Genomic DNA, 19,259 nt, shown 5'->3' with positions numbered 1-19,259 from the left:
CGTCAATCCACGGCGCGCCCTGTACGCAGACAGGTAGCTTGAGGAATTGATGGCTGACAACGAGGGCACGCCCACCCAGAACCCCGACCTCCCCGCGGAGCAGAGCGAACTCTCGGTCGCCGAGCTGCGTGACTGGCTGCGCCGCTGGGTCGCCGAGGCGACCGGCCAGTCGATCGACGCGATCACCGTCGACCGGCCGATGGAGGAGTTCGGGCTGGCCTCGCGCGACGCGCTGGCCCTCGGCGGCGATATCGAGGACCGCACCGGCGTTTCGCTGGCTCCCACGGTGATCTACCAGCACCCGACCATCGCGTCGCTGGCCGAGATCATCGTCAACGGTGAGCCGGAGGAGGTCGAGGAGTCGGCCGACGAGTACACCGCGAGCTTCACCCCCGGTGAGGCGCACGACATCGCCGTGGTCGGCCTGTCGACGCGGCTGCCGGGCGCGGGCGACACCCCCGAGTCGACCTGGGAATTCATCATGGGTCGCGGCGACGCCATCCGTGAGCTGCCCGAGGGCCGCTGGGACGAGTTCCGCGCGGACCCGTCGGTCGCCGCGGCCATCGAGGCGGGCAACACCCTCGGCGGTTACCTGGACCAGGACGTGGTGAAGGGCTTCGACGCGGAGTTCTTCGCGATGTCGCCGGTCGAGGTGGAGCGGGTCGACCCGCAGCAGCGGCTGATGATGGAGCTCACCTGGGAGGCGCTCGAGCACGCGCGCATTCCGGCCAGTGACCTCAAGGGCGGCAAGGTCGGCGTGTTCGTCGGCTCCTCCACCAGCGACTTCCAGCTGCTCGCCTCGCTGGGTCTGGGCGATCGTGATCCGGATCTGCCGGTGTCGGCCGAGGGTTATGCCCTGCTCGGCGCGTCGACCGGTGTGATCGCGAACCGTGTCTCGTACTTCTTCGATTTCCGTGGCCCGTCGATCACCGTCGACACCGCCTGCTCCTCGACCATCGTCGCGGTGCACCAGGCGGTGCGCGCGCTGCGTGACGGCGAGGCCGATGTGGCGCTCGCCGGCGGCGTGAACATGATCCTCGCCCCGGTGATCACGCTCGGTTTCGACCAGAACGGCGCGGTCGCCAAGGACGGGCACATCAAGGCGTTCTCTTCCGACGCCGACGGCATGGTCCGTTCCGAGGGCGCGGGCCTGGTGGTGCTCAAGCGCCTCGTCGACGCCGAACGCGACGGCGACAACATCCTCGGCGTGATCAAGGGTTCCGCCGTGAACTCCGACGGCCGCTCCAACGGCCTGTTCGCCCCCAACCCCGACGCCCAGGTCGACGTGCTGCGTGCCGCCTACCGCGACGCGCGCATCGCCCCCTCCTCGGTCGACTACATCGAGGCGCACGGCACCGGCACCCCCATCGGTGACCCGATCGAGGCCGACGCGCTGGCCCGCGTCATCGGCCGTGGTCGCGAGGCCGACAAGCCCGCCCTGCTCGGCTCGGTGAAGACCAACTTCGGCCACCTCGAGTCCGGTGCGGGTGTGCCCGCTCTGGCCAAGGTGCTGATGTCGTTCCAGCACAACGTGATTCCGCCGAACATCAACTACGCGGGCCCGAGCCCGTACATCCCGTTCGAGCAGGCCAACCTCAAGGTCGTCGACGAGCCGACCGAGTTCCCGCGCTACAGCGGTGTCGCCACCGTCGGTATCTCCGGTTTCGGTTTCGGTGGCACCAACGCGCACGTGGTGCTGCAGGAGTACGTGCCGTCGCAGCCCGTCGTCGAGGACGTGACGTCCGAGCAGGTCGCCGCCGCGCAGGTCGAGGGCTCCGAGACCACCGATGTGGTCGCCGAGGCCGTCGCGATCACCGAGGCCGCCGTCGAACCCGCCCCGCTCGAGTGGGACGGCGACCGCGAGGAGCCGCTGCCGGTGATCCTCGCCGTGTCCGCCTATCTGCCGTCGCGCCGCAAGCGCGCCGCCGCCCGGCTCGCCGACTGGCTCGAGGGCGCGGGCAAGGATGTGCCGCTGGCCGACGTGGCCCGTTCGCTGGCCAAGCGCAGCCACCAGCGTTCGCGCGGTGTCGTCGTCGCCAAGACGCACGAAGAGGCGGTGGCCGGTCTGCGCGCGATCGCCGAGGGCAAGCCGGGCGCCGGTGTGTTCACCGCCGACTCGCCCGCGTCCAACGGCCCGGTGTGGGTGATGGCCGGTTTCGGCTCCCAGCACCGCAAGATGGCCAAGCAGCTCTACACCGAGAACTCGATCTTCCGTAAGACGGTCGACGAGGTCGACGAACTGGTGCAGGACGAGGCCGGTTACTCGATCCGCGAGATGTTCCTCGACGACGAGCAGGACTACGACGTCGGCACCTGCCAGGTCGGTATCTTCACCATCCAGCTCGGCCTGGCCGCGGTGCTGCGCGCACACGGCGCGGAACCCGCCGCGGTGGTCGGTCATTCGATGGGTGAGGTCGCCGGCGCCTACATCGCGGGCGGTCTGTCGATCGAGGACGCGGTGCGCGTGATCTGCGCCCGCTCGCGCCTGATGGGCGAGGGCGAGCAGATGATCACCGAGGACGACGTGCGCAATATGGCACTGGTCGAACTCAGCGCCCACGACGTGGCCCAGCTGCTGCCGCGCTTCCCCGATGTGGAGTGCGCGGTGTACGCGGCGCCGACGAACACCGTGATCGGTGGTCCGCGCGATCAGGTGGAGCAGATCGTCGCCGAGGTTGAGGGCATGGGCAAGTTCGCCCGCATCCTCCCGACCCGCGGCGCAGGCCACACCTCCCAGATGGATCCGCTGCTCGGCGAGCTCGCCGCCGAACTCGCCGGCATCGAGCCCACGCCGCTGAAGGTGGGCCTGTACTCCACCGTGCACGAGGGCCTGTACTTCAAGCCCGGCACCGACCCGATCCACGACGAGCCGTACTGGGTGAAGAACATGCGCCACAGCGTGTACTTCACCAACGCGGTCAAGGCCGCCGTCGACACCGGGCACACCACGTTCCTCGAGCTGGCCCCGAATTCCGTTGCGCTGATGCAGGTTCTGGGCACCACCTTCGCGGCCGGTGTGCACGACGCGCAGCTCATCCCGACCTTGAAGCGCAAGGAGGACGAGTCGGCCGGTGTCATCGGCGCGCTCGCCCAGCTCTACGTGCACGGTCATGCGGTGAACCTGAGTTCGCTGCTGCCCGAAGGTGATTACGCCGATGTTCCGCGTACCGCGTTCGTGCGCAAGGAGTACTGGCCCAAGGTCACGATGTCGTCGGGTTCGGGCAACACCCGCGTGCCCGGCGCACACGTCGCGATGCCCGACGGCCGTCACGCCTGGGAGGTCCAGGCGGCCTCGGTCAACGACCTCACCGCCCTGGTGAAGGCCGCTGCCACGCAGGTGCTGTCCGATGTCGCCGTCACAGTGACGCACCCGCACGCCGAGCTGCCCACCACTGGCACCCTCACCACCACGCTCACCCCGCACCTCGGTGGGGCGTCGGTGCAGGTGCACGCCAAGACGCCGGTCGGGTTCACCCTGCTGTTCGACGCGGTCGTCACCTCCGGTGCCGCCCTGCCCGAACCGGTTGCGCCCGTTGCGGTTCCGGCTGCCGAGCCCTCCGCCGCCGAGATCGCCGTCGCCACCAGCGACCGTTGGGACCCCAACGGCAGCGAGACCGTCGAGCAGCGCCTGTGCGTGATCGTCGCCGAGTCCATGGGTTACGCCGTCGAGGACCTCCCCATGGAGATCCCGCTGATGGAACTCGGGCTCGACTCGCTGATGGCCATGCGCATCAAGAACCGCGTGGAATACGAATTCGACATCCCGCAGCTGCAGGTGTCGGCCGTGCGCGACGCCAGCCTCAACGAGGTGTCAAAGGTGTTGCGCTACGCCATCGAGCACCGCGACGAGGTCGCAGCGATGGCGGAGAAGCAGGCTGCCGCTCGGGCTGCGGGCGAGGATGTCGAGATCGGTGTCGACGCCAACTTCGTCGAGGCTGCCCGTGCGGCCATCGCCAAGGGTGACGACCCGTTGGCCGCGGCCAAGCAGGCCGGTGCCGAGCTGCCGTCGGAAGCCGCTGTCAGCGAAGCGATTTCGGACACAGGCTCCACTGAAGACAGTGCCGCTACCGATGGCGGCATCGGCGGGGCCGAAACCGCGACCGATGCTGTTTCGGAGCAGGTTTCCGATGAGGCGGCCATCGACGTCGACTACTTCGGTGACGCCAGAGGCAGCGAGGACAACGTGCCGCCGCGCGACGCGGCCGAGCGGCTGACCTACGCCAGCTGGGCCGTCGTCACCGGCACGTCTCCTGGCGGCGTCTTCAACACGCTCCCGATCCTGGAAGAGGAGGTCGCCGAGAAGCTGGCGGCCCGCCTCACCGAGCGGGTCGGCGCCGAGGTCACGGTCGACGATGTGCTCGACTGCGAGACCATCGAGCAGCTCGCCGAGATCGTTCGTAACCTGCAGGACAGCGGCGCGGACGTAGACGGCTTCATTCGTCCGCTGCGACCGCGGCCCGAGGGCTCGGATGCTGTGCCGGTCTTCGTGTTTCACCCCTCTGGCGGCAACACGCTCGTGTACGAGCCGCTTCTGAAGCGTCTTCCGGCCGATACCCCGATGTACGGATTCGAGCGGGTCGAGGGCGATATCCAGGAGCGTTCTCGCCAGTACGTGGCCGAACTGCGCAAGATTCAGGGCGACGGTCCGTACGTGCTGTACGGCTGGTCGCTCGGCGCGGTGTTCGCGCTGCAGACCGCGCAGTTCCTGCGGGAAGAAGGCGCTGATGTGCGCGTCGTCGGCCTGATCGACCTCGCCCTTCCAGTCGAAGACGAGGACAACAGCCCCGAGGAACGGGTGCGCCGGATCCAGCGGTACCAGCAGTTCGCGAAGAAGACCTACGGCGTCGATGGCGACCTGCCCGACGAGCAACTGCAGGAACTGGCACAGGCCGACGACGAGGAGCAGTACGAGATCGTCGCCACGCTGGTGAAGCTCAGCGGCGCCAAGATCCCCGGCGGCGTGCTCGAACACCAGCGCACTTCGTGGATCGAGGGCCGCCACCTGGCGAAGACGAAGCCTTCGCGCTACGACGGTGACGTGGTGCTCTATCTCGCCGACACCTACCAGGACGGCATGATCGAGCTCGAGCCGCGCTACGCCAACCGCCGCCCCAACGGTGGCTGGGATGAATACATCCCGAACCTCGAGGTCATCCACATCCCGGGCGACCACCTGCAGATTGTCGACGAACCGCGGATCGGCCAGATCGGTGCCGACCTCGCCGCCAAGCTGGCCGCGATTTCCGCAAAGGGAGATTGAGTTAGTTGAGCACGACCGCCGAAAAGCTTGCCGATCTGAACCAGCGGCTCGAGCTCGCGAAAGAGCCCGCGGGCGCGAAGGGTATCGAAAAGCGGGCGCGTAAGGGCATTCCCAGTGCCCGCGACCGGATCAACATGCTGATGGATCCGGGCACCTTCGTCGAGATCGGTGCGCTGGTCCGCAAGCCCGGCGACCCGACCGCCCTCTACGGCGACGGTGTCGTCGTCGGGCACGGGCAGGTCGACGGCCGTCCGGTCGCGGTGTTCTCGCACGACCAGACCGTGTACGGCGGTTCGGTCGGTGAGGCGTTCGGCCGCAAGCTGTGCGGGATCATGCAGTACGCCGCCAAGGTCGGTATCCCGCTGGTCGGCATCAACGATTCCGGTGGCGCGCGCGTGCAGGAGGCCATCAGCTCGCTGGCCTGGTACGCGTGGATGGCGACCAATGTGGAGCCGCTGTCGGGCATGGTGCCGCTGGTGTCGGTGATCCTCGGCAACTGCGCCGGTGGCGCGGTGTACCAGCCGATCTGCACCGATGTGGTGGTGGCGACCGAGTCGGCGCACATGTTCGTCACCGGCCCGAAGATCATCAAAGAGGTCACCGGCGAGGACGTGAGCCTCGAGGAGCTCGGCGGTGCGAAGACGCAGGCCGAGTACGGCAACATCCACCACGTGGCCGTCGACGAGGCCGCCGCGTTCCAGTGGGTGCGTGAGTACCTGGCCTACATGCCGAGCAGCTGCCAGGAGCTCCCGCCGGTCGTGAACCCGGGCATCGAGCCCGAGATCACCGACTCCGATCGTGAGCTGAACACGATCATGCCGGACTCCGACAACGCCGGTTACGACATGTACGACATCCTGCTGCGCATCTTCGACGACGGTGAGTTCAAGGAGATCAGCGCGGGCACCGGGCCCAACATCATCACCGGTTTCGCCAGGGTCGACGGCCGCAGCGTCGGTGTGGTCGCCAACCAGCCGCTGGCCTCGGCCGGCGCCCTGGACGCGCGCGCCTCGGACAAGGCCTCGCACTTCGTGCGCCTGTGCGACGCGTTCGAGATCCCGCTGATCTTCGTCGTCGACACCCCCGGCTTTCTGCCCGGTGTGGAACAGGAGAAGGTCGGCGTCATCAAGCGCGGCGGCCGCTTCCTGTTCTCCTACGTGGAAGCCTCGGTCCCCAAGATCACCCTGGTGGTCCGCAAGTCCTACGGCGGCGGCTACGCGGTGATGGGCTCCAAGCAGCTCGGCGCCGACATCAACCTCGCCTGGCCGACCGCCCGCCTCGCCGTGATGGGCGCCGAGGGCGCCGTCAGCCTACTCGGCGCCGCCCAGATCGCCGCGGCCCCCGAAGACCAGCGCGCCGCCATCCGCCAAAACCTGATCGACTTCTACAACGCCAACATCGCCACCCCCTGGGTAGCCGCCGAACGCGGCTTCATCGACGCGGTCATCGAACCCGCCACCACCCGCCTGGAACTCCGCCGAGCCCTGAAACTCCTCCAGGACAAGAAACTCCAGCGCAACCCCCGCAAACACCACGTCCTGCCGCTGTAGTTCGCCCGCGACTGCCTGCCGCGAATTTCGAGGCAGGCAGTCGCGCTGCGGCCAGTGCGCGACTGTATTGCTGCTCGACGGGAATTTCGCTCCTATCGAACGCCCTCGACTTGTCTGCACATCATGTCGATTCGGGTGCGGAGGCGGCGGGTGATTTCCTCGGTGGCGCCCGGGATGACGGTGAAGTTTTGGGCGTCGTGGTACTGCATGAGGTAGCGGCCGTCGTCGGGTAGTCGAGCCAGAGGAATGCGGGGCCGTCGTCGGTGGGGCGGGAGTCGAGTTGGTAGCCGGGGTAGACCGCGATTTCGCCGGTGCCTACGCGGGGGCGTTTGACGAAGCGTTGGACTTTTACTAGGGGGGACAGCCGGGTTGGGTGGCGTGCCTGGACGGCAGCGTCGAGATCGCCGCGCCGGCCTTCGAACCGGGGCTCACGCCGGCCTGGCACCGAGGGGAGGTGGGCGATGGTTTCGGACGCCACTGTGGACGCGGTGTGATGACTCAGCGTTGCGAATGCCAACATGAGGGAATGGATCGACGATGCGGTGCTGTATGGAACCCAAGCTGGTGTTGATCCTACGAGTAGTATTGGCCATTTTGTACCAAGAAGGAGGAGACCGCGCCGAAAGCGCCCTGCAGGAGAGCGCAAGCTGGGGCTACGACGCTTTTAGATATGTCACCACGAGGCCCAGAGAAGTGACTGATGGATACGGAAACTCTCTGGGGACAACGAACATGAGGGAAGAAACCTTCAATAAACTCAAGGAGAAGTATCCCGAGGAATTCGCTGGGAAACAGTGGGCGCTCGTTGCCGACGACGACTCCTTGGCCGTCAAGGCGGCAGCCTTCAACCTCAAACGCATCCAAGAGGAGTGGGGAGGGAAAGCTCCAGATGGGCTGCAGGAGAATTATACGCGGGATAAGTATTTGGCGGCGGGGTATAATTCGGAGACCAAGTTCTTGGATACCTATATCCCGAATGAAGAGTTCGGCCCCGCAGCCAAGGGTTATATCAACCGATTTGATATCTCTCGCCAGATAGCTTCGGATGATCGATGGTGTATATACATGCAAGTAGGCCGAAAGAGTAATAGCGGTCGTTGGCTCGGAAATTTGCTATTCATCGTTGTGATCCTCGGGGTTGCGTCGTACTGTTACGCACGAGAAACGCCGAACTCCGTGGCCCGGAGGCATGCCGAACAAACGGTGATAATCGGACATGAGCGCGTGTATTTCGAATCCAACTGTGGAAATGCCGGATGCTCTTACGAGTATATGTATCTGGTTGGTACGGGTGACGGCTGGGTTGACAAGATCTCCGGTCCTGGTTTGACCATGGGTGGGCGTTTTTCTCTTGGTGGCCCAGAACCTTACAACTGGGGCATCAAAGGAAAGTTCGACGATGGCTGCCACATGACCGCCAGCCCACAGGATCCGACCTCAAAGGATCTGACGAAATGGGATATCGACCCCGCTGATGTGCAGCGACTTCGGGCGGGGGATATCACGGCGGTTAGACTGGGTTTCGTCTGCGGTGAAGGATAGATCGATGTAAAAGAGTCTGCGATCGGGTGGGTATCGTTGGTTTCATGTATGCAGCGCGTGACCCGCTCATGACGACCGGTGAGTTCGAGGAACTCGCGCGGGCCGCCGGTCAGGTGTTCGGCTGGAGTTCGTCGAGGGGAAACTAGGGGCCAAGGCCCTGCCGACGGGGATCACGACTGCGTGCTCGAATGGCTGATGCGTGTTCTGCTCGTCTTGCGGCCCGAACGGAGCTCTTTTCAACCTGCTGGTGAAAGCCGTTGAGGCACTGCAGGTTCAGCAGGGGGTCGTTGACTTGCCGCGGACCGGCCGTTCTACTCCGGCAAGCACCGCCGCCACGGCATGAACGTGCAGTCATCACCTCGCCCGAAGGTGAAATCGTCTGGTTGTCACCGGCGCTGCCGGGCAGTGTGCACGACAGCGAAGCCGCGTGGGTCTGACGAGTCCTCCACGAAGTCGAAGCCCAGGGTTGGATCGTATTGGGCGACAAGGGTTATCAAGGTAGTCAGGGGTGCTGACTCCGTACGAGGTCGCAACAAGCCGCCCTCGCAGAAGGCCGCCAACCGCGCCCACGCACAGCGGCGGGGCCGGAGAGAGCGGGCATTCGCCCAGCTCAAGACCTGGAAGGTACTGCAGAAGCTACGCTGCTGCCCGTTCAAGGCAGGGCTGATCGTGCGGGCGATCCATGTTCATCACGAACGAGTTCCAGCTCACCGGGAGGCCGTTCTTGTTCGTGCGACGCTACACACTCCCAATGTTGCAGGCAACCAGCCGAAAACTGGACAGCGGAGGAAGCAGAACGACAGATTACTCGTTGACGATGGAATCGAGGTTCGGCGCAACAGCGTGGGCGATTGCCTCGGTCGCGCTGTGGACGCTGGCCACCAGTCCGGGTGACGGTTCCCCGTTGTTCGATCGGCCCTCACCGAAGTCGCTTCCTCGGGCACCGACGGTAACCATCATGTTGCTAATGCGAAAGGTGACCGCCGTGGAGGCCGAGCTCAAGCTGGCGTCATCGACCACGTATGCCTCGTCGCCAAGTCCCGTAATCGATTTGGCTGCTGACACTTTGGGCTTCTCGGTAGCGGAATCGCGCAGAAGTCGGAAGCTGTCTTTCGCTTTCCCTGTTCGGTCGCCTGAGTCATACAGCTTGAACGAAACATTAACCGATCGCGTGGCCGGCTCTCCGGCCGGCCCGCTGGGGAAGCCCGCAGCTATAAAGTGGACATCGCATCCGTAATTTCGGGCGCCAGGAGTTGGTGGAAGCTCGTCGAGATTCACTTCGGACAGTCCCTCATCCGTGTATATCGGCCCTACAAAACGCGAGATTGCAGAGCTTGTAAAATTTGCGAGTGCACGGCAAGATTTCGGCGTGTGATCAAATCTTGCGACTTCAGACGGTTGGTCGTCGGCACATGCGGCGAGCATCAGCGCCCCAGCTACCAGTATCGGAAGGTGAGGGGATATTCTAGCCATTTCCAACCGGCTTCCCGACTGGATGCCTAGGCTGCCACCCAGCATTGTCAAGTGCGGCTGGAGCTATTGCAGATTGCACCGGTATGGTGACTGCATTGTTCTTGATACCCTGAATTATCGTCATCACCGAATCTCGAAATTCAATGACCAGCTGTACCTTTTTGCCGGCAAGCTCGACAAATTTTGAAAGACAGTCGGTGAGCGAGTCGATCACGCCAGTGGGGTCGAACTTGAGAAGGTCGTCAGCAAACGCCATCATTCCTCCGGCAGTCTCCACGACATTTTGAGCGTACTCGGTTATGAGCGCGATCGCTTCTTTGTAGTTCGTCATAATGACTGTGCGGAGTTCGTCGATCTGTGTTGCCATGCTCTTAATGGCGTCACGAATAGAATTCGTTGTAGTTACAATGCGGTCGACGTAGGCGACAGCTGCTTCACGTGCGGTGCCATTCCATCGAGCGCCCAGCTCATCTTTGGCAGTCAAGAGTCCGATATTGTTGGTACCGCTGCCGTCCACGGCGGATGTCAATTCTTGTACAGCGGTTTGCCATGCGGTCGTTGTTGCGGACGCTTCATTCGGATTGCCCAGCATCGTCTGGATGCTATCGATCAGTGTGCGGACGCCCGGTACGCCGATACGCTCGGCCGTAGTCACCAGCGTGCCCGCCGCACCCCAAGGGAAGATCAGCTCCTCTGGTAGGTTGTGCGGGTTATGATCGGCTGGGACCGGATATCCCTTTGTCGTCCTACTCCCCATTGCTCTCAGTACCCCAAGGTCTCGTTGATATATCCAAACTTGCGGTAGTAGTCATCGTCTACGCTCTGAAAGTGCGCCGCACATGCATAGATCCCAGCGGAGGCGGAATGGATGGTTGCGGAACTCTCCTTCAGCTTATTACTGACATCTAGGCTCATATCATTGAATATCTGAACGATATCCCGGCCGAGTGCACCTAATGTTAGTGGCGAAAGGCGATTCTCGCCGACAGATGCGGCAGATGTGGTGTAATGCACCGAGCAATCTTCGATTTCCCTGGCTTGCATTCGCAGGGCTTCTGGGCATACGCTCAGGTCGGTCATTTCATCCCCCAAGTTTGGTACGTAGTGAGCTATTCACGGTTTGAAGTATAAGTGAGACTACCTGGTCCTGCCCCGATTGTGATACTTCGTAAGCGTCGAGCTGAATATCGTACAGCTGGCCTGAATCATCAATCGTGAGTGAACCGTACGGTACGTCGAGATATTGGTCGACGATTTGAACTGTGTGACGTTGTTGTTGCGCGAACTCTCCTCGCTTGACTCTGTCAACTGTTCGATTATATCTCAGATTCAGATCTTGTGTCAGTGCGTATAATTCGTCGAAATCTGTCACTCTTTAAGATCCTTGAGTAGTTCGAATGCTTCAGGAAATTCCTCCGCCAGAGCTGTAGTTGAACGCTCGGCTGCTCCTTCTCGTGCGGCATTTATCGCCTCAACGATCCCGCGACATGTCAGGTCGACATCGTCGGCGAGGAGCCAGGCTGGGCGGTTGAGATCGCCGAAACCTGCTTTCAGTTCGATGTCGAGGACGGTCCGCCCGTCGTTGCTGACTACCGCCTTTACGCGCCGATCGTTCGAATAGCCGGTGAAAGATTCATGCGAGGCCCCTGATATTGCGCTCGAAGCGCGGGTATGAAACGCGTCGATTTGGTTGTGAATCTGATCCAGCAGGTCGCCGAGTTGTTCGTGATTCGTGATCGTCACCTGGTCACCCTCCCCGAGCACGCGGTGATGGTCGGCGACTCCCGCAGTCGGCCGATGCCAGGATGAAAGCTACCTGCGACGCAGGGGACCGTCAATGTGGGCCTTGGGCGGTAGGCGGCGCCCAGGACGCCGGGAGTGGCTTCCGGTTCGATAGAAGCCGCGGTGCTTGAAATCCCCTGCTGATCGCATCGTTGCACCACATCCCCGCAGGCAAGTACTTCGAGCTCAGCGGTCCGCAGCAGCGATCCGTCATCGACTTGGACCAGCTGTTCAGCGGTCGGACGGACCGATAGAAGCCGACCAGCGAGCTACCTGCGGTAGTTCGGGTTGTAAGTGCCCTGCGGGTGATTCTGCGGATGCTGCGGTTGGTATGTGGGTGCGCCGTAGGCGGGACCGCCCTGCGGCCACTGGACCTGAGGTTGTGGGGCGGGTGTCGGCCACTGGCCCTGTGCACCAGGCTGGCCGGCGGGGGCGTAACCCTGCGGGGCGGCGGCGGTGCGGCGTCCCCGGCGCGACCGGAGATTGCTTCGCAACCAGAACGCGCAGCCGAGGCTCATTACCGCCCCACCCCCGATCAGCATCCACCCGGTGCGCTTGTTCTGTGCCTCTTGCTCGGCGGCGTCACGCTCCACCGACGAACCCTTGCTGGTCGTCACGCAGGTCTGGCCAGCCGACATGGCCGTGCCGTCGCAGTCGGCCCCACTGTTGTGAGTGACGATTCCACCGAAGACGAGGAAGCCGCCGAACACAACGCCCAGCGCAGAATAGATGAGGTCTTTCACGTGTTCCCCCAAGAACTTTGACAAGTCTTGGCACCATACCGCGTGTGTATCGGCCGCATTCGGACGGTCCGAGGAATTCGACAACGGGCCGCCGCCGATAGGAAGGTGGCGGCCCGGGGCAAGCGTCGAAAGATCAGGCGACGGTTGCAGATTCGATGATGACGTCGGCGGTGGGGACGTCCTGGTGGGGGCCCGCGTTGCCGGTCGGGACGGCGGCGATCTTGTCGACCACCTCGGTGCCCTCGGCGACCTTGCCGAAGACGGCGTAGCCCCAGCCCTGGCCCTGGGGGGCCGTGTGGTTGAGGAAGGCGTTGTCGGAGACGTTGATGAAGAACTGGGCGGTGGCCGAGTGGGGGTCGTTGGTGCGGGCCATCGCGACGGTGTACTTGTCGTTCTTGAGGCCGTTGGTTGCTTCGTTCTGGATGGGCGCCTGGGTGGGCTTCTGCTTCAGGCCGGGCTCGAAGCCGCCGCCCTGCACCATGAAACCGGGGATGACGCGGTGGAACACGGTGCCGTTGTAATGGCCGGAGTTCACGTAGTTCACGAAGTTGGCGACCGTGTTCGGCGCGGCCTGGTCGTCCAACTCGAGCACGATCGGTCCGTAGTTTGTTACGAGATTCACCTTGGTCATGCGGTCGAGTCTAGGGAGGGGAGGGGTCAGGAAGTGACCGGGGTCCGGCGCGCCGGTAAAACTACTCCTGGCAGAAGGGTCCCCCCGAGCGGGAAATACCCTGTCGGGGGACATAATCGATCAGAAGCCCGCGTGCGCATCGAACGCACGCGGGCCTTATTGCACACCGGTGTGCTTCACCTGATTCGTGGTGACTTCGTCGCGATTCCCGTCACCGGAATATCACCCCTGTAATCAGGGGCCGACCGTGATCGGCGCCGACGGATCGGTGGTGTTGTCCACCTTGTACGTGGCGGTCACCGTGCCGCTGGTCGCGCTGGTCGGGCAGCCGAACCCGCCGGTCACCTTGATCGGTGCCGGCGCATCGGACAGCGCCACCGTGGAGGGCGCCCCGTTGGTCCACGTACCTGCCACGTCGGCCGGGGCAGTGGGCGCGACCACGGCGGTGCAGGCCGTGATGCCACTGGTCTTGATCACCATGCCGCCGGTGGGGATCGCCAGGCTGCCGGTGATGGGCGAGCCGTTCTGGCCGGTGATCGCCCAATCTCCACTGGTGGTGATGGTGGCGCTGGTGCCGGGGAGGCTCGTCGTGCAGTCGGCGAAGCTCGGCGCCGCGATCGGCACCGACACCGGCCCACTCGGATTGGTGTTGCCGGGCGCGGCGGGTACCGTGCCGGTGGTCCTCGAGGTGGTGCAGGTGACGGTGACACCGCCCGCAACGAATTTCACCGACCCGGAATTCGTCGCCGACACATTCGCGCCGGCGGGCGAAATGGTGGTGGAGCCGGCGGCGTTGGCCGGTCCGATGCCGAAAGTGACGGCGACTGCCGCACAACTCACGCTTGCCAAGGCGGCGCGTGTCCAGAATTTGTTTTCGATCATGCGTACTCCTAGGTGAAGCCGACAAGCATTCGGAATGAATGCTGTCAGGAGCAAGAGTACGAATCCGAATTGTTCATGTCGTGTGTTTCGTGGCGACCATTTCATCGGGAATCACTCGCCGTTCGAGGTCTGAATACGGCTCGATTAGCTTAGAATGCCCAGCCGTTACCAGGCATAACAGTTACCATCGTTCTTATCAACGGCTGCACAGTTGACCGGTAGTATGGCAGCTATTTCTGTGTCAAAGCTGCAGATGCCGAAGGCAAGTCGCCCTGACCTGCTGTAATAGTTACTCGGCATCGTGATGAAACAAACAGCTGGACCGTTGCAAATTCGGTAGTTGCCGGTTCTAAACACAATAAAACGGTTGAACTCCACACCCCGAGGATTTGCCAGGCGTGGTCCGAATCGACTGTTCAGATCGGATATCCATAGCGGTGATCTCGTAGCCGATAACCGGCGAACCAGGGCCCGGGCATGACAAAACCGCGTACGAGAAACAATCCTCGCCGCGGTAATACAGGGACCCGCATGCGTCCTCGGACGCATGCGGGCCGTTATTTATTGCACACCGGTGTGCTTCACCTGATTCGCGGTGACTTCGTCGCGTTACCCGTCACCGGAATATCCACCCTGAAATCAGGGGCCGACGGTAATCGGCACCGAGGGGTTGGTGGTGTTGTTCACCTTGTAGGTGGCCGTCACCGTTCCGGTGGTCGAGCTGGTCGGGCAGCCGAATCCACCGGTCACCTTGATGGGCGCCGAGGCGTTGGTCAGCGACACCGTCGAGGGTGACCCGTTGGTCCACGAACCGGCCACATTCGCCGGTGCCGTGGGGGCGACAACGGCGGTGCAGGTGGCAAGACCGGAGGTCTTGATCACCGCGCCACCGGTGGGAATCACCAGGCTGCCGGTGATGGGCGAGCCGTTCTGGCCGGTGATCGCCCAGCTGCCGCTGGTGGTGACGGTGGCGCTCACACCCCACATGCTCGTGGTGCAGCCGGTGATGCTCGGTGCCGCGATCGGAACCGTCACCGGCCCGCTCGGGTTCGAGTTGTTCGGCGCGGCGGGTACCGCGCCGGTGGTGCTCGAGGTCGTGCAGGTCACCGTGACGCTGCCCGCCACGAACTTCACCGTCCCCGAATTGGTTGCCGACACATTCGCCCCGGCGGGCGAAACGGTGGTGGACCCGGCGGCGTGCGCCGGCCCCATTCCGAAGGCAATTGCGGCTGCCGCACAACTCACGGAAGCCAGGGCTGCACGCGTATAGAAATTGGTATGGCTCATGCGTACTCCTAGGTGAAGCCGACAGACTTTCGGGATGAAAGCTGTCACGTTCAAGAGTACGAATGGGAATTGTTTACAGCGCTCGATTCATCGCGACGATTTCGTGCGGAAACCTTCGTGAAAAGGGTGCTTTTGCGCCGATTCCGGCTTTAGAATGCATCGACGTTACTGCGTGTAACAGTTACCGCACTTTTTATCAACACGAAGTGCTCGCGCTGATATCATCGGATAACTCCTGTGCCTTCTTCGGCCACTTCCTGTCACGCGGAACGGACCTGGATCGATAGCCGATATGCATCATCGCGAAACAAGCGGGGCCGGCGGGAGCGGCACGGGCTCTATCAGGTTAAACCTAATGAAATACTTGAACTTCACACTGGTACGCCGACGACTTCACGGCCGCTGACTCGCGCGCACCAACGCTGAGTCAACCCAGCAGATACCATGTCGAACCGTGCCAGACGCCGCAACCGCTGTTCTCTCCAAGCCACCCGCAGAACCGGTGGCCTCCGCGAAGGACTTCCGCATCGCGCGATGGATCGCGCTGATCGCCGGACTCCTGGGAGCCGTGTTCGCGGTGGCGACGCCGTTCCTGCCGGTCACCCAGACCACCGCGCAGCTGAACTGGCCGCAGAACGGCAAGCTCGGCAATCTGCAAGCGCCCCTGATGTCGCAGGTGCCGATCGACCTCAACGCCACGATTCCGTGCGCCGCGGTGGACCGGTTGCCCGCCCAGGGCGGCATGCTGCTGGCCACCGCACCGCCCCAGGGCGACGGCGCCGCGCTCGAGGCGCTGTTCGTTCGCGTCTCCGACACCGCCGTCGACGTGGTCGACCGCAACGCGGTGGTCGCCTCGGCGCCGCGTTCGGAGATGAGCGGCTGCTCGACCATCACCATCGCCTCCGACCAGCACCGCACCCGCGCCTCGTTCGACGGCCTGATGACGGAGATCGAGCGGCCGATCCCCGGTCAGCCGGGCGCGACGGAGACGGTGCTCGTCCCGGTGGAGGGCGAGCTCGGTGGCGACCTGCGCCCGCAGATCGTCGGCGTGTTCTCCGATCTGGAAGGCGAAGTACCCCAGGGTCTCTCGCTCACCTCGACCATCGACACCAGGTTCTCGTCGAGCCCGTCGGCGGTGAAGCTCATCGCGATCATCGCGGCCGTGCTGTGCACCCTGCTGGCACTCGGTGCGCTCGCCCAGCTCGACGGCAGCGACGGGCGTGGGCACCGCCGGTTCCTGCCGAAGAACTGGCTGAAGCCCACCTGGGCCGACGGCGCGGTGATCGGCACGCTGCTCGTCTGGCATTTCGTCGGCGCCAACACCTCCGACGACGGCTACATCCTCTCGATGGTCCGGGTGGCGCCCGAAGCGGGCTACATGGCCAACTACTTCCGCTGGTACGGCGTGCCGGAGGCGCCGTTCGGCTGGTACTACTACGTCATCCAGGTGTTCGCCGAGGTCTCCACGGCCAGCCCGTGGGTGCGCGTCCCGGCCCTGATCTGCGCGATCCTGTGCTGGATGGTCATCAGCCGCGAGGTGGTGCCCCGCCTCGGCAACGCGGTCAAGCGCAGCCAGGTGGCGCTGTGGACCGGTGGCCTGGTGTTCCTCGCCTTCTGGCTGCCCTTCGACAACGGCCTGCGCTCGGAGCCGATCGTTGCCCTCGGCGCACTGCTCACCTGGGTCTCGATCGAACGCGCCATCGCCACCGGCCGGCTGCTGCCCGCCGGGATCGCGGTGCTCGTCGCCGCGTTCACGCTGGCCGCGGCACCGACCGGCCTGATGTGTGTGGCCGCGCTGCTGGCCGGTATCCGGCCGCTGGTGCGGATCATCGTGCGTCGTCATCGCCAGTTCGGCACGGCCGCGCTGCTCGCGCCGATCGCCTCGGCGGGCCTGCTCGTGCTCACCGTGGTCTACAGCGACCAGACCTTCGCCGGTATCCAGGAGGCCAACCGGGTGCGCCAGGCCACCGGCCCGAACCTGGCCTGGTACGAGGACTACCTGCGCTACTACTACATGTTCGTCGAGACCGTCGACGGCTCGCTGGCCCGCCGCTTCGCCTTCCTGGTGATGCTGCTGTGCCTGTTCACCACGCTGCTGGTACTGCTGCGCCGCCGTCAGGTGCCCGGTATCGCGTCGGGTCCGACCTGGCGTTTGATGGCCGTGGTGTTCGGCACGATCTTCTTCATGATGTTCAACCCGACGAAGTGGACCCACCACTTCGGCGCGTACGCGGGCATCGCCGGATCGCTGGCCGCGGTGACGGCCGTAGCCGTGTCGCAGAGCGCGTTGCGTTCGCGCAAGAACCGGGCGATCTTCCTCGCCGGGCTGCTGTTCGTGCTCGCGCTGTCGTTCTCGGGCATCAACGGGTACTGGTACGTGTCCAGCTACGGCGTGCCGTGGTTCGACAAGACCATCTCGCTGCGCGGGGTGCACTCCAACACCGTGATGCTGATCCTGTTCGGTGTCGGGTTGGCCCTGGTCGGCTGGTACGCGCTGCGCGAGGACTATGTGAAACCGCAGCCGTCGGCGAAGACCAAGCGCGGCAGGCGGATCCGCAAGTTCGCCGCCATCCCGCTCACCGTCGTGGTCGGGCTGATGGTCGCGTTCGAGGTGCTCTCGCTGGTGAAGGGCGCCACCCAGCAGTACCCGGCGTACTCGCTTGCCCGCTCCAACATCGACGCGCTCGGTGGCGAGAGCTGCGGCCTGGCCCGCGACGTGCTGGTGGAAGCCGACCCGAACAGCGGCAGGCTCGACCCGATCGTCGACCCGTCGCGCCCGCTGGTCGACCCCGCCGACCCGCTGCGCGGCACGCTGGCCGAAGGGTTCAGCCCCAACGGCGTGCCGGGCGACCTGTCGGCCGATGCCGTCGAGGTGAAGCCGGGCACCGGCAACACCAGCAACCAGTCGGTCGGCGCCGCCTTCGCCGAAGGTGAGAGCGCGGGCACCGGCGGTGGTGAGGGTGCGCGTGGTGTCAACGGGTCGACCGTCGCCCTGCCGTTCGGCCTCGATCCAGCGCAGACGCCGGTGCTCGGCTCCTATCAGGAGGGCATGCAGCAGCGCGCCCGCCTGGAGTCGTCCTGGTACGGGCTGCCCGCGCGCACCGAGGAGTCGCCGCTGGTCGTCATCAGCGCGGCCGGTCGCATCGCCTCCAAGGACGACACCGGCGCCGACAAGTACGGTCAGTCGCTGCTCGTGGAGTACGGCACGCGCAACCCCGACGGCAGTGTCACCCCGCTCGGCACCTACCAGCCGCGCGATATCGGCCCGGCACCGTCGTGGCGCAACCTGCGGGTGCCGCTGGCCGAGCTGGCGCCCGAGGCGAACGCCGTGCGCATCCTGGCCAACGACCCGATCCTGATCGGCGACCAGTGGCTGGCGTTCACTCCGCCGCGGGTGCCCAAGCTGCAGAGCCTCGACAGCTTCATCGGTCGCACCCAGCCGGTGCTGCTCGACTGGGCCGTCGGCCTGCAGTTCCCGTGCCAGCGTCCGTTCTCGCACGAGAACGGCGTGGCCGAGGTGCCCAACTACCGCATCCTGCCTGACCGCCCGCTGGCCATCTCCTCGACCGACACCTGGCAGGCCCAGGAGTTCGGTGGCCCGCTCGGCTTCACGCAGATGCTGGCCGCCCGGGTGACCATCCCCACCTATCTGAAGGACGACTGGGCCCGCGACTGGGGTTCGCTGGAACGCTACGACCAGCACATCCAGGCCGAACCGGCTCAGCTCGAGACCGCGACGACCGGTCGCGACGGGTTCTGGAGCCCGGGACCGCTTCGGGTGTTCTGAGGCGGGAAAGCGTGAAGGCGGGGACCACCATCGTGGTCCCCGCCTTCGGTTTGTATGTCGTGGTCGGGTAGTCAGACGTTCAGCAAGCGACGGTTGAGATCGCGGCGTAATACCTCCTGGGAGGGCAGTCTTTCCAGCACCCGCATCACGGCAGGTCGTAGTTCCTTCTTCTCGTCGTCGCTGAGCAGGTCGACGAGATCCCGCAGGTCCATGTCATCGAAGGCTCCTGTCATACCCACCAGGGTACGTGCCCAAACCTGAGAACGGGCCAAGTTGAGCCGCTCCTTAACGGGTCTTTCACCGAACCGAAATGTCCAGTGAC

At 64.4% G+C, this 19,259-nt stretch carries 14 protein-coding genes and 1 pseudogene; 6 read left to right on the top strand and 9 right to left on the bottom strand.

The window, feature by feature from the left end; translation table 11 throughout:
* Nucleotides 1–49 precede the first annotated feature (49 nt).
* From pks13 to LDL21_RS30215, 4 genes and pseudogenes are all read left to right on the top strand, one after another.
* Nucleotides 50–5,260 carry a polyketide synthase Pks13 gene (gene pks13, locus LDL21_RS19695; RefSeq protein ID WP_225281274.1) on the top strand — a complete coding sequence of 1,737 codons (5,211 nt, stop codon included), beginning with the start codon at nt 50–52 and terminating at the stop codon, nt 5,258–5,260.
* 5 nt (nt 5,261–5,265) lie between these two features.
* Nucleotides 5,266–6,810 (top strand): acyl-CoA carboxylase subunit beta, encoded by a 1,545-nt coding sequence (locus tag LDL21_RS19690; RefSeq protein ID WP_067494870.1) that lies wholly within the window; start codon nt 5,266–5,268, stop codon nt 6,808–6,810.
* A gap of 549 nt (nt 6,811–7,359) precedes the next feature.
* Nucleotides 7,360–8,352: a hypothetical protein gene (locus tag LDL21_RS19685; protein WP_225281273.1), complete on the top strand. Its 993-nt coding sequence runs from the start codon at nt 7,360–7,362 to the stop codon at nt 8,350–8,352.
* A 291-nt stretch (nt 8,353–8,643) separates the two neighbouring features.
* Nucleotides 8,644–9,039, top strand: a pseudogene (locus LDL21_RS30215) (transposase family protein); the annotation flags it as partial.
* Nucleotides 9,040–9,156: 117 nt separating this feature from the next.
* Here LDL21_RS30215 and LDL21_RS19680 read toward each other — a convergent pair.
* The 8 genes from LDL21_RS19680 to LDL21_RS19645 form a co-directional block, all read right to left on the bottom strand.
* Nucleotides 9,157–9,630 (bottom strand): hypothetical protein, encoded by a 474-nt coding sequence (locus tag LDL21_RS19680; RefSeq protein WP_225281272.1) that lies wholly within the window; start codon nt 9,628–9,630, stop codon nt 9,157–9,159.
* Nucleotides 9,631–9,817: 187 nt separating this feature from the next.
* Nucleotides 9,818–10,480, bottom strand: a complete 663-nt coding sequence (locus LDL21_RS19675) for a hypothetical protein (protein ID WP_225281271.1) — start codon at nt 10,478–10,480, stop codon at nt 9,818–9,820.
* Between the two features lie 107 nt (nt 10,481–10,587).
* A complete protein-coding gene (locus LDL21_RS19670) occupies nt 10,588–10,905 on the bottom strand; it encodes a hypothetical protein (protein WP_225281270.1) in 318 nt (105 codons plus the stop codon).
* 288 nt (nt 10,906–11,193) lie between these two features.
* Complete coding sequence (locus LDL21_RS19665) at nt 11,194–11,568, bottom strand: YbaB/EbfC family nucleoid-associated protein (RefSeq protein WP_225281269.1); 375 nt, start codon at nt 11,566–11,568, stop codon at nt 11,194–11,196.
* Between the two features lie 308 nt (nt 11,569–11,876).
* The gene (locus LDL21_RS19660) at nt 11,877–12,374 is read right to left on the bottom strand and encodes a hypothetical protein (RefSeq protein WP_225281268.1); all 498 of its coding nucleotides are present in this window, start codon (nt 12,372–12,374) and stop codon (nt 11,877–11,879) included.
* A 109-nt stretch (nt 12,375–12,483) separates the two neighbouring features.
* Complete coding sequence (locus LDL21_RS19655; RefSeq protein WP_067494863.1) at nt 12,484–12,981, bottom strand: peptidylprolyl isomerase; 498 nt, start codon at nt 12,979–12,981, stop codon at nt 12,484–12,486.
* Nucleotides 12,982–13,215: 234 nt separating this feature from the next.
* Nucleotides 13,216–13,863, bottom strand: a complete 648-nt coding sequence (locus tag LDL21_RS19650; protein WP_225281267.1) for a hypothetical protein — start codon at nt 13,861–13,863, stop codon at nt 13,216–13,218.
* 639 nt (nt 13,864–14,502) lie between these two features.
* On the bottom strand, nt 14,503–14,841 hold the full coding sequence (locus tag LDL21_RS19645) for a hypothetical protein (protein ID WP_225281266.1): 339 nt from the start codon (nt 14,839–14,841) through the stop codon (nt 14,503–14,505).
* On the opposite strand from LDL21_RS19645, the gene LDL21_RS19640 reads away from it, so the two are divergent.
* Together LDL21_RS19640 and LDL21_RS19635 are read left to right on the top strand one after the other, a co-directional pair.
* The gene (locus tag LDL21_RS19640; RefSeq protein WP_225281265.1) at nt 14,831–15,133 is read left to right on the top strand and encodes a hypothetical protein; all 303 of its coding nucleotides are present in this window, start codon (nt 14,831–14,833) and stop codon (nt 15,131–15,133) included. The genes LDL21_RS19645 and LDL21_RS19640 overlap by 11 nt on opposite strands.
* Nucleotides 15,134–15,604: 471 nt before the next feature.
* Nucleotides 15,605–18,937, top strand: a complete 3,333-nt coding sequence (locus tag LDL21_RS19635) for an arabinosyltransferase domain-containing protein (RefSeq protein WP_372462206.1) — start codon at nt 15,605–15,607, stop codon at nt 18,935–18,937.
* 71 nt (nt 18,938–19,008) lie between these two features.
* Here LDL21_RS19635 and LDL21_RS19630 read toward each other — a convergent pair whose 3' ends face one another.
* Entirely contained in the window at nt 19,009–19,170 is a 162-nt protein-coding gene (locus tag LDL21_RS19630; RefSeq protein ID WP_157101793.1) for a hypothetical protein, read from the bottom strand.
* Between the last annotated feature and the right edge of the window lie 89 nt (nt 19,171–19,259).

This window comes from Nocardia rosealba, from assembly GCF_020216065.1.
GTDB classification, from domain to species: Bacteria; Actinomycetota; Actinomycetes; order Mycobacteriales; family Mycobacteriaceae; genus Nocardia; species Nocardia rosealba.
This window is presented reverse-complemented; position numbering and strand designations above follow the sequence as displayed.

Excerpts from the sequence above, each read along its gene's own strand:
- pks13 (WP_225281274.1), top strand. The coding sequence starts at position 50 with ATGGCTGACAACGAGGGCACGCCCACCCAGAACCCCGACCTCCCCGCG.
- LDL21_RS19685 (WP_225281273.1), top strand. The coding sequence starts at position 7,360 with ATGGAACCCAAGCTGGTGTTGATCCTACGAGTAGTATTGGCCATTTTG.
- LDL21_RS19670 (WP_225281270.1), bottom strand. The coding sequence starts at position 10,905 with ATGACCGACCTGAGCGTATGCCCAGAAGCCCTGCGAATGCAAGCCAGG.
- LDL21_RS19655 (WP_067494863.1), bottom strand. The coding sequence starts at position 12,981 with ATGACCAAGGTGAATCTCGTAACAAACTACGGACCGATCGTGCTCGAG.
- LDL21_RS19650 (WP_225281267.1), bottom strand. The coding sequence starts at position 13,863 with ATGATCGAAAACAAATTCTGGACACGCGCCGCCTTGGCAAGCGTGAGT.
- LDL21_RS19630 (WP_157101793.1), bottom strand. The coding sequence starts at position 19,170 with ATGACAGGAGCCTTCGATGACATGGACCTGCGGGATCTCGTCGACCTG.